The 15,067-nt window shown below is 70.5% G+C and carries 11 protein-coding genes; 3 read left to right on the plus strand and 8 right to left on the minus strand.

Features of this window, described 5'->3' with window-relative positions:
* Positions 1-170 precede the first annotated feature (170 nt).
* Positions 171-1,025, minus strand: a complete 855-nt coding sequence (locus ACWGKU_RS36880; protein ID WP_452178827.1) for a hypothetical protein — start codon at positions 1,023-1,025, stop codon at positions 171-173.
* A gap of 193 nt (positions 1,026-1,218) precedes the next feature.
* Between ACWGKU_RS36880 and ACWGKU_RS36885 the strand changes: the two genes are divergently transcribed.
* Entirely contained in the window at positions 1,219-2,154 is a 936-nt protein-coding gene (locus tag ACWGKU_RS36885) for an HhH-GPD family protein (RefSeq protein ID WP_401045241.1), read from the plus strand.
* A 65-nt stretch (positions 2,155-2,219) separates the two neighbouring features.
* Here the strand turns inward: ACWGKU_RS36885 and ACWGKU_RS36890 are convergent, their stop codons facing one another.
* Positions 2,220-3,815: an MDR family MFS transporter gene (locus ACWGKU_RS36890; RefSeq protein ID WP_401045238.1), complete on the minus strand. Its 1,596-nt coding sequence runs from the start codon at positions 3,813-3,815 to the stop codon at positions 2,220-2,222.
* Between the two features lie 222 nt (positions 3,816-4,037).
* On the opposite strand from ACWGKU_RS36890, the gene ACWGKU_RS36895 reads away from it, so the two are divergent.
* On the plus strand, positions 4,038-4,670 hold the full coding sequence (locus tag ACWGKU_RS36895) for a TetR/AcrR family transcriptional regulator (protein WP_380542235.1): 633 nt from the start codon (positions 4,038-4,040) through the stop codon (positions 4,668-4,670).
* A gap of 15 nt (positions 4,671-4,685) precedes the next feature.
* On the opposite strand, the gene ACWGKU_RS36900 is transcribed toward ACWGKU_RS36895, so the two are convergent.
* Positions 4,686-5,804 carry a M23 family metallopeptidase gene (locus tag ACWGKU_RS36900; protein ID WP_452178828.1) on the minus strand — a complete coding sequence of 373 codons (1,119 nt, stop codon included), beginning with the start codon at positions 5,802-5,804 and terminating at the stop codon, positions 4,686-4,688.
* A gap of 356 nt (positions 5,805-6,160) precedes the next feature.
* Here ACWGKU_RS36900 and ACWGKU_RS36905 point away from each other — a divergent pair, with 356 nt between their 5' ends.
* Positions 6,161-7,387 carry a threonine aldolase family protein gene (locus tag ACWGKU_RS36905; protein WP_452178829.1) on the plus strand — a complete coding sequence of 409 codons (1,227 nt, stop codon included), beginning with the start codon at positions 6,161-6,163 and terminating at the stop codon, positions 7,385-7,387.
* Between the two features lie 100 nt (positions 7,388-7,487).
* Here ACWGKU_RS36905 and ACWGKU_RS36910 read toward each other — a convergent pair whose 3' ends face one another.
* From ACWGKU_RS36910 to ACWGKU_RS36930, 5 genes are all read right to left on the minus strand, one after another.
* Complete coding sequence (locus ACWGKU_RS36910; RefSeq protein ID WP_452178830.1) at positions 7,488-9,833, minus strand: immune inhibitor A domain-containing protein; 2,346 nt, start codon at positions 9,831-9,833, stop codon at positions 7,488-7,490.
* 344 nt (positions 9,834-10,177) lie between these two features.
* Complete coding sequence (locus ACWGKU_RS36915) at positions 10,178-12,697, minus strand: ATP-dependent Clp protease ATP-binding subunit (RefSeq protein ID WP_359910468.1); 2,520 nt, start codon at positions 12,695-12,697, stop codon at positions 10,178-10,180.
* A 649-nt stretch (positions 12,698-13,346) separates the two neighbouring features.
* A complete protein-coding gene (locus ACWGKU_RS36920) occupies positions 13,347-13,700 on the minus strand; it encodes a histone-like nucleoid-structuring protein Lsr2 (protein WP_359910471.1) in 354 nt (117 codons plus the stop codon).
* 91 nt (positions 13,701-13,791) lie between these two features.
* Entirely contained in the window at positions 13,792-14,328 is a 537-nt protein-coding gene (locus tag ACWGKU_RS36925; protein WP_452178831.1) for an amino-acid N-acetyltransferase, read from the minus strand.
* Between the two features lie 11 nt (positions 14,329-14,339).
* Positions 14,340-14,777, minus strand: a complete 438-nt coding sequence (locus ACWGKU_RS36930; protein WP_359910476.1) for a BlaI/MecI/CopY family transcriptional regulator — start codon at positions 14,775-14,777, stop codon at positions 14,340-14,342.
* Positions 14,778-15,067 lie beyond the last annotated feature (290 nt).

Raw genomic sequence — 15,067 nt, forward strand, 5'->3', positions numbered from 1 at the left:
GACCTCCCCGGGGGCCGTCGCACGTCCGCACGAACCGGAGCCGCACCGAACGGGAGCCGTGCCGCGCCGAAGCGCGGAGCACCGCGGAGCACCGCACCGAACCCGCCCCCGGACGCGACGGAGCCCCGGCCGCCGCGCGGCCGGGGGCTCCAGGAAAAGTTGACCGGTTCTCAGCTGTCCAGTCGGATCGAGGCCCGCGCCGAGACCTTGTCCCCGGAGAGCCCGGTGAGCTCCGCGAGCACCACGTAGGTGCCGCTCGGCGGCGGCGTCTGGTCGGCGGTCGCGCACTGCGGCTTGCTGCGGCTGCGGTCCCAGGTGAAGGTCTCGGTCTGGCTGCCGTTCGCGCCGAGCTGCACCCAGATGTTGCCCTTGTCGGCCGGGCAGTCACCGGAGGACCAGACCCGGTCGTTGGTGCTTCCGCTCACCGTGATCACGGAGGCGGTGCGGCCCAGGTCCACCCGGCAGTTGGTGCCGGAGGAGTTCTTGACCGTCAGGGCCAGCCGGGGCTTGTCCTTGGGCTGGTACGAGTTCTGGGTGCCGGCCAGCTCCAGCGCCACCTGCGAGGAGGCGCAGACCGGCAGCGCCATGATCTCGGGGGTGTTCACGGCCGGAGCACCGCCCGTGCCGCCGCCGGCCGTGCCGCCGCCCGTACCGCCGCCGGTCGCCGGCGCTGCGCCGCCTCCGGGGGCCGGGTTGGCGCCGCCGGTGCCGGTGCCGCCGCTGAGGTTGACCTCGGTGCCGCCGCCGCCCGCCACCGGGCCGCCGGTGCCGCCGCCAGGGCGTGCCGCGGGGCCGCTCGGGGAGGCGCCGGGCGTGATGGCCTGGGCCGGGGTCTGGTTCTGGGACTGGGACGGAACGGCCTGTGCGGCGTTGCCCGGTGAGTCGCCGTCACCGCCCCCGCCCGGGTCGATCATCAGCCAGGCGATCAGGGCGACGACCGCCGCGGCGGCGACGAGCACGACGATGCGCCGACGCCAGTAGATCGAGGCCGGCAGTGGTCCGACGGGTTGACGCAGAGAAGGCACGATCAAACTCTACGAGACTGTGTGTGGCGATTGACTCACCAACACCGCACAGTCGCCCCTTCCTTCACATGATCCGCCATTTGATCCGTTCGAGCGAGCTCCAATCGGACGATTTCCGGAGCTTCCCCGGGAGGATCCGGAGTGGCCCGATCCACTTCGGCCCGGTCGGCGGGCATGGGAGGATCGAAGGGCCATGACTGCCATCACCACCCCCTCCGTCCCTGTCTCCGCCGCCGACGCCGCCCGGCTGCCGATGCCCCTGCCGCTGTTCCACTCGACCGTCCTGGACTGGTACGAGGCGAGCAAGCGGGACCTGCCCTGGCGGACCCCCGACGCGACGCCCTGGGCGGTCATGGTGAGCGAGTTCATGCTCCAGCAGACCCCGGTCAAGCGCGTGCTGCCCGCCTGGGAGGCCTGGCTCACCCGCTGGCCGACCCCGGCCGCCCTCGCCGCCGAGCCGTCCGGCGAGGCGGTCCGGATGTGGGGCCGGCTGGGCTACCCGCGCCGGGCGCTGCGCCTGCACGCGGCCGCGGTGGCGATCACCGAGGAGCACGGCGGCGAGGTCCCGGACGACCACGCCACGCTGCTCTCGCTGCCCGGGGTGGGGGAGTACACCGCCGCCGCCGTCGCCTCCTTCGCCTTCCGCCAGCGGCACGTGGTGCTGGACACCAACGTCCGCCGGGTCTTCGCCCGCGCGGTGACCGGGGTCGAGTACCCGCCCCAGGCGACCACCGCGGCCGAGCGCCGCACCGCCACCGCGCTGCTGCCGGACGACGCGGAGACGGCGGCCACCTGGGCGGTCGGCGTGATGGAGCTGGGCGCGCTGGTCTGCACCGCGCGCGGCCCGGAGTGCGGGGACTGCCCGCTGTTCACCGCCTGCGCCTGGCAGCGGGCCGGCCGCCCGCCGTACGAGGGCCCGGCCCGGCGCGGTCAGTCCTACGAGGGGACGGACCGCCAGGTGCGCGGCAAGCTGCTCGCGGTGCTGCGCGAGGCGCACGGGACGGTGCCGCAGGCCCGGCTGGACGCGGTCTGGCCGGACGCGGTGCAGCGGGCCCGGGCGCTGGACGGCCTGGTGGCGGACGGCCTGGTCGAGCCGGTCGAGCAGGGCGTCTACCGGCTGCCCCAGTAAGCGGCGGAACACGACGGCGCCCCCGGGAGGACGAACCTCCCGGGGGCGCCGTACGGGCGGGACCATCAGACGGCCGCCGCCTCCAGCGAGGACTCGGCCGGCTTCTCGCCCTTGCCGGTCCCGCGCAGCGGCACCTCGCGGAGGAACACCGCCGCGGCGATCGCGATCACGGCCACCCCGGCGCCCCACAGGAAGACGGTGTGCATGCCGTTGGACACCGCGTGGTTGTAGGCGTCCTGGACGTAGTCCGGCAGCTTGTGCAACTCCTCCAGGCTGCTCTGCTGCGGGTCCTTCATGCCGCCCGGGGGCATCGGCTTCCCGGCCAGCATCTCCGCCATGGTGTCGGTCACCCGGTTGTTGAACAGCGCGCCGAACAGCGCGACACCGAAGGAGCCGCCGATGGTGCGGAACAGGGTGGCGGTGGAGCTGGCCACGCCCATGTCCTTGAGCTCGACGCTGTTCTGCGCGACCAGCATGGTGATCTGCATCAGGAAGCCCATGCCGGCGCCGAGCACGACCATCCAGCAGGCCGAGGTGAACCTGCTGGTCCCGATGCCCATGGTGGAGAGCAGGATCAGGCCGGCGGTCATCACGACGGTGCCGATGATCGGGTAGATCCGGTACTTGCCGGTCTTGGTGACGGCCTGGCCGACCACCAGCGAGACGATCAGCATGCCGAACATCATCGGCATCAGCAGCAGACCGGAGTTGGTCGCCGAGGCGCCCTGGACCGTCTGCTGGTAGAGCGGCAGGAAGACGGTCGAGCCGAACATCACGAAGCCGACGATGAAGCCGATGATCGAGACCAGGGTGAAGTTCAGGTTCCGGAACAGGCTGAGCGGGAGCATCGGCTCCTCGGCCCGCTGCTCCACGTAGCAGAAGGCGATCAGCGAGGCGGCGGCGAGCGCGGTCAGGCCCAGGATCTCCTTGGAGCCCCAGGCGTACTGCTGGCCGCCCCAGGTGGTGATCAGCACCAGCGAGGTGATGCCGGTGGTGAGCAGCACGACGCCCGCGTAGTCGATCTTGGCGGTGTTGCGGACCTTCGGCAGCTTCAGGGTGACGACGACCACGGCGAGCGCGATCACGCCGAGCGGCAGGTTGATGTAGAAGGTCCAGTGCCAGCTCAGGTGGTCGGTGATGAAGCCGCCGGCCAGCGGGCCGCCGATGGTGGCGAGGGCCATCACCGCGGCGAACATGCCCTGGTACTTGCCGCGGTCGCGCGGCGGGACGAGCGCGCCCATGATCGACATGACGCCGACCATCAGACCGCCGGCGCCCAGGCCCTGCACGGCGCGGAAGCCGATCAGCTCGTTCATGTTCTGCGCCAGGCCGGACAGCGCCGAGCCCACCAGGAAGATCACGATCGAGGTGAGGAAGGTGCCCTTGCGGCCGTACATGTCGCCGAGCTTGCCCCAGACCGGGGTGGAGGCGGCGGTGGCCAGGGTGTAGGCGGTGACCACCCAGGACAGGTGCTCGCCGCCGCCGAGGTCGTGGACGATGGTCGGCATCGCGGTGCCGACGATCAGGTTGTCGAGCATGGCCAGCAGCATGGTGACGACCAGACCGACCATCACGAGGCGGATCTCGCGGGGCGACCGCGGTTGCTCCTCCTCGGCCGTCTTGTCCTCCGGTACCGGGCCGGCGGTCTTGGACTGTGACATGAGGTGGGGTCTCCCGGAGCGTGGTTCGGACGGAGCGTCGTGCCGTGCGGCGGCTCACTTACTTGTCGCCCGGCTAGTTTATCGACCGTCGGCACGGTAGGTTGTTTACTAGCCGGTCGTCAAGCCAGTTTCCCGACCGGCCTTCTGGGCAGGGAGAATGAGTCCGGGGCGGCCGCCGTCCCGGGGTCCGCAGTAGTCACCGACGCAGTCATGAGGCAGGCCATGGGCACTCCGCACAGCCCCCGCAGCGACACCCGGGCTCGCATCATCGAGGTGTCGCTGGAGCTCTTCTCCGAGCAGGGCTACGAGCAGACCTCACTGCGCGAGATCGCCGACCGCCTGGGTGTCACCAAGGCCGCGCTCTACTACCACTTCAAGACCAAGGACGACATCGTCCTGGGCATCGTCGAGCGGATGGCCGCGCCGATCGACGAGACCGTCGCGTGGGGCCGCCAGCAGGTCTGGAGCCCGGAGGTGCGCGACGAGCTGATCCGCCGCTTCGCGGACGGGATGGCCGAGCGGGCCCCGTTGCTGCGCTTCTTCCACGAGAACCAGCCCGCGCTGCGCGAGTCCCCGGCCGGGCTGGCCTTCAGGGATCGCATGATCACCATGATGCAGCTGGTGCACGGGCCGGACGCGGACTTCCACGACCGGCTGCGGGCCGCGATGGCGCTGTTCACCGTCCATTCGTCGCTGTTCCTGGTCAAGCAGGACAACGCGGACTGCGGTCACGCCCCGAACGTGTGGGGCGAGCGGCTGCCCCCCGCCGACCTGGACGAGGCGATCGGCGCGGCCCGGGACATCGCGCTGGAGATCGGCGCCCGGATCAGCCACCCCGCGCCCGGCGCCGGCTGAGCGCCGCAGGGCGGCTCAGAAGTTCGTGACGCCGTGCCCCGCGAGGTAGGCGATCGGGTTGACCACCGCGCCGTAGCGGTTGCTGGTGCGGATCTCGAAGTGCAGGTGCGGCCCGGTCGAATTGCCGGTGCTCCCGGACATGCCGATCCGCTCGCCCGCGGACACCCGCCCGCCGGCCGAGACGGCGACCGAGGACATGTGGGCGTACTGCGCGAAGTGCCCGTCCGCCAGCCGCAGCACGACTTCCTTGCCGTACGCGCCGTCCCAGCCGGCCGACACCACGGTCGCGTCGCCGACCGCCAGCAGCGGCGTGCCCGGGGCGACCGCGAAGTCCACCCCGGTGTGGTACCCGGCCGCGTAGCTGCGGTTGGGCTTCCCGTACGGGTTGCTGGTCGGTGCGTTCGGCACCGGCGCCGACCATCCGGGAGCCGGGGCCGGCCCGGGATCGGGCGCGGGTCCGGGCTCGGGAGCCGGCTCGGCGGCGACGTCCGGTTCCGGTTCCGGTGCCGGTTCCGGTGCCGGCGGGTCGAACGGCAGCAGGTTGGCCGCCACGGCCACGGACTGCTGCGCGGAGTCGCCGTCGTCGGGCAGCTTGTACGCGCTGGGTCCGGTCACCTGGACCAGCCCCGCGCTCGGCACGTCCACCGTCGGCACGGTGAAGGCCGAGCTGCCCGGGGTGGTGGGCAGCACGGTCTGCGCCGAGGCCGAGCCCGGGGTGGCGACCAGCAGCACGCCGGCGAGCAGCACGGCGGCCGCTCCGGCCGAGACCAGCGCGTGGTCGTGCTCGGCCCGCTGCCGGCTGCCGGGCAGCGTGGTGTGCCGGGGCGATCCGAGCGTGCGCAGCGGTGCGGCGTGGGTGCGGACGGCGTGGTCGAGCCGGGGCTGCCAGGCCGCGGCCTGGGCCGCCGCACGGGCGGCGAGTGTGTGCAGCGGCGCGGCGTGGGTGCGGACGGCGTGGTCGAGCCGGGGCTGCCAGGCCGCGGCCTGGGCCGCCGCACGGGCGGCGAGTGTGTGCAGCGGTGCGGCGTGGGTACGGACGGCGTGGTCGAGCCGGGGCTGCCAGGCCGCGGCCTGGGCCGCCGCACGGGCGGCGAGCCGGCGCAGGGCCGGCGCCAAGGGCGGGACGTTGGACATCGCTTGCCGTACCTCACGGGTCGTACGAGGGCAGCACGAAGGGCCCGTTCGGGCGCGTGCTGAGCGGGGGACCACTCAGGTGTAACGGTCACCGAGCGGAGTCCCAAACGGGGTGACGTACTACGGCGTGTAGTCGGCGTGGCGCCGGAGATTCAAACCGATGGAGTACCGATCATGAGATCCGATCGTCCAGGTCCGCTCCGGCGCGCCCGTCGGTTCCCCCGGCGCGCTACTACCGTCGGTCGTACCGGGCCGCGGGCCTGTGACCAGCGCCACGCGCGGCCCGGGTTTGGCGGGCTCGAACCGCTTTCGTGCGGACCGCTGACCGGTCCGGCCCGCTGCGGCACCATCGAGCCATGTATGGCAACAGGAGCGAAGACCCCGACGCCAGTGACCGCCCGAGCCTGCCGGACCGCCGCTTCGCCGCCCTGCGCGGCTGCGAGCGGCTGCTGTCCGGCGTCCGGCCGCAGAGCATCCGCGAACGCCTCGCCGACCTGGCCGGCCCGCTCCCGGACGCCGGCCCCGGGCCGGACGCCGCTCCCGGCTCGGACGCCGCTCCCGGGCCGGACGTCGTCCCCGACCTGGACGGCCGCCCGGACCAGTACGGCGACGGCGTGGTCCGCACCCTGGAGCACCGGGTCGCCGAGCTGCTCGGCACCGAGGACGCGGCCTTCTTCCCGACCGGCACCATGGCTCAGCAGATCGCCCTGCGGATCCACGCCGAGGCGGCCGGCCCGCGCACCGTCGTCACTCACCCGCTGGCCCACACCGACCGGCACGAGCGGCACGCGCTCGGTGTCCTGTCCGGCCTGCGCAGCCTCTGGCCGACGACCGAGCCGCGCCAGCCCACCGCCGAGGAGCTGCGCGCCCTGGACGAGCCGTACGCCGCGCTCAGCCTGGAGCTGCCGCTGCGCGACGCCGGGTTCGTGCTGCCGGGCTGGGCGGAGCTGGTGGAGCTGGCCGCGGTGGTGCGGGAGGAGCACGGTGCGGCGCTGCACCTGGACGGCGCCCGGATCTGGGAGTCCGCGGTCGCCCTCGGCCGGCCGCTGCCGGAGGTCGTCGCCCTGGCCGACTCGGTCTACGTCTCCTTCTACAAGACGCTCGGCGGGATCAGCGGCGCCGCGCTGGCGGGTCCGGGCGGCTTCGTCCGCACCGCCCGGGCCTGGCGGCACCGCTACGGCGGGCAGCTCTACCAGCAGTGGCCGTTCGCGCTGGCCGCGCTGACCGGACTGGAGCGCGAACTGCCGCGGCTGCCCGGGTACGTGGCGCACGCCCGGACGGTCGCCGCGGCGCTGGCCCGGGCGTTCGCCGCCGTCCCCGGCGCCCGGGTGCACCCGGCTCCGCCGCACACCCACCAGTTCCAGCTCTGGCTGCCGCACCCGGTCGGCGAGTTGGAGGAGGCCGGACTGGGGCTGGCCGAGGACACCGGGATCGGGCTGTTCGGCGCCTGGCGCGCGGGCGGGCCGCCCGGGCTGTCGATGACCGAGGTCACGGTCGCGGCGCCCGCCCTCGACTGGACCGCCGCGGACGTCACGGTGGCGGCCGCCGCCTTCCTGGACCGGCTGGCGGCCGTCCGGGCCTGACAAAGCGTCCGGCCCGCCCCCGCGCGTTGCGGGGACGGGCCGGACGTGGAGTTGTCAGAGCTGCCTGGTCACAGGCCGATCGCTACCCGGGGGGTGACGATCAGTTGTCGACCGGGCGGACCCGGATCCAGGTCTCCAGGTAGTTCGAGGACTCGTTCTCGACCTCGATGCTGGTGCCCGTCTTCGGGACGTCGACACCGGCGTACTGGTTGTCCTTGCTCCACCACGACTTCAGGTCGTTGAACTCGTCGACGCCCTTGGCCTTCGGGATGACGGTCTCGACGCCGGCCTTGTGCAGGGTCAGCGGGGAGACGCGACGGGAACCGAAGGTGGAGTCGAAGCCCTGGACGCGCGGCTTCATCAGGGCGCCGTCGGACCACTTCAGCGGAGTCGGGTGCGAGTCGACCGGCAGGACCAGGCCGTGGCCCGGGTGGGCGCTGACGTTGTTGTCGGTCTGCGACTCGTCCCAGAACCAGATCAGCAGGCCGGGCTGGTACGAGTAGTGCTCGACCCAGCCCGGCTTGTCGGCGAAGCCGAAGTTGTACGGGCCGGTCTTCAGGGTCTGGTCGAAGGACACGTACTGCCGGTTCTCCGCGATGTAGTACTGCGCGTAGTCCTTGGTGTACGAGCCGCTGAAGCGGGAGAACCCGTCGGCCACCCAGCCGTTGTCACCGTTCTCGACGTCGTCGCTGAACACGGTGGCGCCGTCGGCGACGACCGCGACGTTGTCCAGGGTCAGGCCGCGGAAGTGCAGGCCGCCGTCGCTGGTGTGGCGGTAGCGGAACTTGATCTTCTGGCCCGCGAAGGCGTCCAGGTTGAACGACAGGTCGCCCCAGGCGGCCACCTGGCCGCTGAGGGCCGGACGGCCGTTCTCGCGCGGCAGGGCGGTGCCGTTCCAGGTGCCGTCCACGACGGTCCAGTTCTTGCCGCCGTCGGTGGAGACCTCGCCGAACGCGTAGTCGAAGTCCTGCTCCAGCTCGTACCAGGCCTTGGCGTTGATGCTGGCCTTGGCCTTGCCGGTCAGGTCGATGTCGCGGGTGAGCGTGACGTTCAGGTTGTCGGCGCTGCCGCTCCACCACTCACCGGTGCCGCCGAACGGCTTGTTGATCTCGGTGGTGATGCTCTTCTTCGGCAGGTCGACGATCAGACCCTGCGGCAGGTTGCTGTTGTACTCCGCCGGGCCGATGTGGTGGGTCGACTCGGTGCCGGCCTTGGCGCGGTCCACCTTCAGCCAGCCGAGCTGGTACTTGCTCCAGCCGTCGAGGTCGTTCGGCATGTCGCCGATGCTGTTCTTGCCCTCGCCGAGCCAGGAACCGGAGGACATCAGCGACCAGAAGCCGACCGAGTTGTCGATGCCCTTGCCGGCGGTGTCGTAGAGGTCCGGCAGACCGAGGTCGTGGCCGTACTCGTGGGCGAAGACGCCGAGGCCGCCGTTCTCGGGCTGCATCGTGTAGTCGCCGATCCACAGGCCGCTGCTGCCGACCTGGACGCCGCCGAGCTTGTTGCCCTCGGGACCGGCCGAGCCCTGCAGGTTGCCGTAGACGTACGAGCGGTGCGCCCACAGGGCCTTGGTGCCCTGCTTGCCGCCACCGGCCGACTTGTCCTCGCCGGCGTGCACGATCTGGAAGTGGTCGATGTACCCGTCGGGCTGGTTGAAGTTCCCGTCGTGGTGCGAACCGTAGCGGTCCCACTGGTCGTACGAGGCCAGGGTCGCCTTGATCTGCGCCTCGGTCTGACCCTTGGCCTGCTGGTCCTTGTACCAGATGTCCACGGCGTCGCGGATCAGGTCCTGGGCGCTGGCGCAGACGTTGGAGCCGCAGTAGTCGGAGCCGTACCGGGCCTCGTTCCACGGGACGCGGACCCAGTCCTGGACCACGCCGTCGACCGAGTAGCGGCCCGAGGACTGCTTCTCGTAGTAGGTCTTCAGCGAGGGCTTGTCCTTGGCGAAGTACAGGTCCTGGTAGTGCTGCTGGTTGTAGTCGGCCTGCCACTGGGTCGAGTTGTTGGTGGCCGGGTCCGGCTTCTCGATCTCGTTGTGCTTGGGGCCGGCCTCGCCGCCGTACTTGACCTTGCCGTCCGGCGTCTTGGTGGTGTTGTCCACCTGGTCACCGAAGTCGACCAGGATGGTGAAGATCTTGTCCGTGCGCTCGCGGGCGAGCTCCACGTACTTGTCCTTGCCGAGCTTCACGCTGGTGCTGCCGTTGTGCTGCTCGACCTCGGCGGTGCCGTTGAGCAGCTTCTCGGTGGCGGCCTTCTGCTCCGCCTCCACCTTCGCGGTCAGCGGGCCCGGAAGGTTGTGCTCGGTGTTCTGGACGGCCTCGGCCGGGTCCCGCGGGACCGGGGCCGAGCCGGCGGCGACGGCGGTGCCCGGGAACAGGCCCGCGCCGAGCGTGACTATGACCGCTGCGGCCGTGGCAGCCGCAGCGGTTCTCCTGGTGCTCTTCAACGTTGTGACGTCCTCCCCGACCGGGGCCCAGCTCTTGGCCAAAGCCCGGCAAACCAAAATGAAAGACAGGTGGACGTCATTTGATACAAGCGTGCACAGAAAAGATAGACCTTGACCGTGACATGGTCACGGCGCTATGCTCCGCGACTCCCTATCACCTGACCATCTGTCAACCGTATGTTGGTTAAAGCTCGCTGAGAAACCGAGCGCACCCGTACCAGCCCATGCGGAAGCCGCCGTCCCGGTCCGTACCGGTGCCGACCGCGGAGGGGCCGGAACGCACCGAGCCCCCGGCGCGAACGCCGGGGGCTCGGTGGCTGTGAAGTTGTCTGTTAAAAGTTGGGCTACTTCGTCAGGTCCGGACCGGACGAGGCGACCGCGGCCGGGGTGTCCGCGACGGCCGACTTCTCCTCGCCGCGGAAGGTGAACTTGGCCTCCTTGCCCTCACCGTCGACGTCGACGACGACGATGTGGCCGGCCCGCAGCTCACCGAAGAGGATCTTCTCGGAGAGGTGGTCCTCGATCTCGCGCTGGATGGTGCGGCGCAGCGGACGGGCACCCAGGATCGGGTCGTAGCCGCGCTTGGCCAGCAGCTTCTTGGCCTCGACGCTGAGCTCCAGGCCCATGTCCTTGTCCTTGAGCCGCTCGTCCACCTTGTCGATCATGAGGTCGACGATCTGGATGATGTCGTCCTCGGACAGCTGGTGGAACACCACGATGTCGTCGACGCGGTTCAGGAACTCGGGGCGGAAGTGCTGCTTGAGCTCCTCGCCGACCTTCGCCTTCATCCGCTCGTACCCGGTCTGGGTGTCACCCGTGGCCGCGAAGCCCAGGTTGAAGCCCTTGGAGATGTCCCGGGTGCCGAGGTTGGTCGTCATGATGATGACGGTGTTCTTGAAGTCGACCACGCGGCCCTGGGAGTCGGTCAGGCGACCGTCCTCCAGGATCTGCAGCAGCGAGTTGAAGATGTCCGGGTGGGCCTTCTCGACCTCGTCGAAGAGGACGACGGAGAACGGCTTGCGGCGGACCTTCTCGGTCAGCTGGCCGCCCTCCTCGTAGCCCACGTAGCCGGGCGGGGAGCCGAACAGCCGGGAGACGGTGTGCTTCTCGGAGAACTCGGACATGTCGAGCGCGATCAGCGCGTCCTCGTCGCCGAAGAGGAACTCCGCCAGCGTCTTGGACAGCTCGGTCTTACCGACGCCGGACGGGCCGGCGAAGATGAACGAACCGCCGGGGCGCTTCGGGTCCTTGAGGCCCGCACGGGTGCGCCGGATCGCCTGGGAGAGCGCCTTGATGGCGTCCTTCTGGCCGATGACGCGCTTGTGCAGCTCGTCCTCCATGCGCAGCAGGCGGGACGTCTCCTCCTCGGTCAGCTTGAAGACCGGGATGCCGGTGGCGGTGGCCAGGACCTCGGCGATGAGCTCCTCGTTGACCTCCGCGACGACGTCCATGTCGCCGGCCTTCCACTCCTTCTCGCGCTTGGCCTTGGCCTGCAGGAGCTGCTTCTCGTCGTCGCGCAGGGACGCGGCCTTCTCGAAGTCCTGCGCGTCGATCGCGCTCTCCTTCTCGCGGCGCACGTCGGCGATCTTCTCGTCGAACTCGCGCAGGTCCGGCGGCGCGGTCATCCGGCGGATGCGCATCCGGGAGCCGGCCTCGTCGATCAGGTCGATCGCCTTGTCCGGCAGGAAGCGGTCCGAGATGTACCGGTCGGCCAGGGTGGCGGCGGCGACCAGGGCGGCGTCCGTGATGGAGACCCGGTGGTGGGCCTCGTAGCGGTCGCGCAGACCCTTGAGGATCTCGATGGTGTGCGGCAGCGAGGGCTCGGCGACCTGGATCGGCTGGAAGCGGCGCTCCAGCGCGGCGTCCTTCTCCAGGTGCTTGCGGTACTCGTCCAGGGTGGTGGCACCGATGGTCTGCAGCTCGCCGCGGGCCAGCATCGGCTTGAGGATGCTGGCGGCGTCGATGGCGCCCTCGGCGGCGCCCGCGCCGACCAGGGTGTGCAGCTCGTCGATGAACAGGATGATGTCGCCGCGGGTGCGGATCTCCTTGAGCACCTTCTTCAGGCGCTCCTCGAAGTCACCGCGGTAGCGCGAGCCGGCCACCAGGGCGCCCAGGTCCAGCGTGTAGAGCTGCTTGTCCTTGAGCGTCTCCGGGACCTCGCCCTTGACGATCGCCTGGGCCAGGCCCTCGACCACGGCGGTCTTGCCGACGCCGGGCTCACCGATCAGCACCGGGTTGTTCTTGGTGCGGCGGGACAGCACCTGCATGACCCGCTCGATCTCCTTCTCGCGCCCGATGACCGGGTCGAGCTTGGCCTCGCGGGCGGCCTGGGTGAGGTTGCGGCCGAACTGGTCCAGGACCAGGGAGGTCGACGGGGTGCCCTCGGCGGGCCCGCCGGCCGTGGCCGACTCCTTGCCGCCGCCGGTCTGGTAGCCGGAGAGCAGCTGGATGACCTGCTGGCGCACCCGGTTGAGGTCGGCGCCCAGCTTCACCAGGACCTGGGCGGCGACGCCCTCGCCCTCGCGGATCAGGCCGAGCAGGATGTGCTCGGTGCCGATGTAGTTGTGGCCGAGCTGAAGGGCCTCGCGGAGCGACAGCTCCAGCACCTTCTTCGCCCGGGGGGTGAAGGGAATGTGACCGGACGGGGCCTGCTGGCCCTGGCCGATGATCTCCTCGACCTGCTGGCGAACGGCCTCAAGAGAAATCCCGAGGCTCTCCAGGGCCTTGGCGGCGACGCCCTCGCCCTCGTGGATCAGACCCAGGAGGATGTGCTCGGTGCCGATGTAGTTGTGGTTGAGCATCCGGGCTTCTTCCTGAGCCAGGACGACAACCCGCCGCGCGCGGTCGGTGAACCTCTCGAACATCGTTTATCGCTCCTCAGAGCGGTCGGGCAGTTCGGGGTCCGTCCCCGCCCTGTCCTTCCGCATGCTAGTCCCGCTCAGCGGCGCGGCCCACGGATTCACTCCCCGGTAGAGGAGCGAGATGCTGCGCGACCAGCCGACACCAATCCCAACCTGATGCTGGGAAACGGTGTTCCCGCAGGCGGGCCGGATGCACCGGATTCCGCTACGCCATCGGCGAACACGCGCCGCCGGGGCGCGGCCGGAACCGTCAGGCCGGTCGCACATACTGCCCCTGGACGGGCCGAAGAACCCGTCCACCTGCATTCATACCCGGTATCGGGGCGGTTCTCGCGCAGTTTCCGCGGTGGCGGTGTTCGCCTGGCGAGAAGTCGGGCCGTGGTGACGGCGGTTCAACGGCGGCCGGGGCCGGGTACGCCGTCCCGGGTGTCCTCGTTACCGCTTCGCCCTTACAGCGTTGCACAGCCCGTGATTGTTCCGCCGCCCGAGCCCGTGCCCGAGCCTGCGCCCCGCAGGCCCCCGGTACCGCGGCCCAGCGGGCACGCGCCGCGGGGCGCGGAGGAGACTCCTCCGCGCCCCGTGCGTGTGATGGCGGCGCCGCCTCCGGCCGCCGGGGCCCCGCACCCGCTCCGGCGGGCCTGCGGTGCCGGGATCAGGACGCGTTGGCCTTCTCGTAGGCCTCGCGGACGTTGCTCGGAACGCGGCCGCGGTCGTTGACCTCCAGGCCCTGCTCCTTGGCCCACGCGCGGATCTTGGCGGTGTCCGGGGCACCGCCGCCGGACGGCCGCGCCGCGGCGCTGCGGCCCGGACGACGGGCACCGGCGAGCCGGCCGCTCTGCTTGCGGCCCTTCTCCACGTACGGCGCCAGCAGACCGCGCAGCTTGTCCGCGTTGGCGCTCTTCAGGTCGATCTCGTAGGCAACGCCGTCGAGCGCGAACGTCACCGTCTCGTCCGCCGAACCGCCGTCGAGATCGTCTTCAAGAATGACCTGCACCCTCTGTGCCACGGGCTTCCCTTTCCGCTAAACGACCCATTGCCTAAGGAAAGGAAAGCGCCTTTCTCCGGAAAACACAAACCCTTGACCCGGGTGGAGCGGCTCAGAGGTGCAGCAGCATGCGCGAGTTGCCCAGTGTGTTGGGCTTCACCCGCTCCAGGTCGAGGAACTCGGCGACGCCTTCATCGTACGAGCGGAGGAGTTCTTCATAGACATCCGTAGCGATCGCCGCCGGGTCTGTCGTACCATCATCGGTTTCCTGGAGCTCGCCGATCTCGACGAAACCGTGTTTCGCGAAGAACGCGACCTCGAACGTCAAGCAGAAAATCCGACGGACGCCCAGCCAGCGTGCCGTCTGCACCAGCTTCTCCAACAGCAGGTGCCCGATCCCGGTGCCCCGGACGACCGGATCCACCGCGAGCGTGCGGACCTCGGCGAGGTCCTCCCACATCACGTGCAGCGCGCCGCAGGCCACCACCACGCCGTTGTCGTCGCGTTCCGCGACCCAGAACTCCTGGACGGATTCGAACAGTGTGACTGTGGGCTTGTCCAGCAGAATGCCGTCGAGCGAGTAGGTGTCGATGAGCCTGCGCACTGCCCGCACGTCCGTGGTCCGCGCCCGGCGGATGGTGACCTCCATGGTCCCGGACGTTATCGCGCCGCTCCCGGTTCCGTCGCACCGGTATCGGGTCCGTCGTCCGCGGAATCCGCCCCGGTCGGATCGGGCGGGAACAGAGCGGCCACCCGCAAGGCGTCCCGGAGCGCTTCGCGTTGCTCGGGGGACATCAGGCCGAAGAAGTGCACCAGGGCCGCCGCCGGATTGTCGCTGGTGGCCCAGGCGTCGTTCATCAGTGCCGCCGTGTACGCCTCACGCGAGGAGACCGGTTCATATCGATAGGCCCGGCCGACCCGCTCGCGGCGCAGCCAGCCCTTTCTGTGGAGCTTGTCCAGGACGGTCATCACCGTGGTGTACGCGATTTCGCGTTCCGACCGCAGATCCAGGAGAACCTCGCGAACCGTGACCGGTCGGTTCCACTGCCACACCCGGGTCATGATGGCGTTCTCAAGTTCGCCGAGTTGCCGGACCATAGTGCGGCCAGGATAGGGAGTGAATGGGGCAAATCTTGTGAAGTACGCCAAACCGGCGCGGCCCCCCCCCCCCCGCAACGGGATGGGGGGGGCCCCCGGGATGAGGGGGGCGGACGGCCCGTCGAAGATAAAAAAAAAAAAAACCCCCCAAACCCAAAACCCCACCCCCGCCCCCACCCCCCCAAACCCGCGACGCAGCCCCCCCCCCCCACCCGCCCGAACCCCCGCAACACCACCCACCCCCCCCACAACGAACACAATATTGCCCAGACCAAACCGACAACGGTAAA

Source organism: Kitasatospora sp. NPDC054768, from assembly GCF_053612025.1.